Below are 657 nucleotides of genomic sequence, written 5' to 3' on the forward strand. Positions count from 1 at the left end.
GCAATGATATTTCCTATTACCATGAAGTGCAGGAAAATATCGCCGTAAACGCCGATAAAAAACTTCCCATAACTGTGGACAGAGACGGAAAAATTATTAACTTGCAGGTAACGCCAGCCCTAGACAAATCAAGCGGGGCGGGAAAAATCGGCGTTTATTTTTGGACGGATACCGTAGTAGGCGATGTAGCGGAGGGCAGTCCAGCGCAAAAAGCGGGACTGTTACCCGGCGATGTAATAACAGCCGCGAACAATACGCCCGTGCGAAACACTGTTGATCTAATGAAAATATTGGAACAGAAGCCCGATAAACTTGATCTGGAAATTTTCCGAAGCGGTTCTAAAGAAAAGATTTTATTGGATATTAGCAATCCTGAAAGCGATATTGGCATTTCATGGAAAACCATAAATTACCGCACTCCAAATCTTTCAATCCCGCAGGCTGTTGCAAAAGGTTTTAAAGAGGGGTATAAAACTCTCGCGATCTCAGTTACAAGTTTAAAACTTCTTTTTAAGGGAATTGATCTTACAAAAGCGGTTTCAGGGCCGGTACGCATAACTTACATGATGGGGGATATGGCGGCTCAGGGATTTGGGCAGAGCATTGCGACCGGGTTCAGGTACTTTATCGACTTTATCGCGCTTATCTCCATCGCCC

The 657-nt window shown here is 44.3% G+C and carries 1 protein-coding gene; it reads left to right on the forward strand.

Annotated features, from left to right (window positions below):
* Nucleotides 1–657: PDZ domain-containing protein (locus ACYVRH_RS14000; RefSeq protein ID WP_461257495.1), on the forward strand; the 657-nt coding region annotated here is incomplete at both ends.

The sequence above is a fragment of the Treponema sp. R80B11-R83G3 genome (assembly GCF_054786115.1).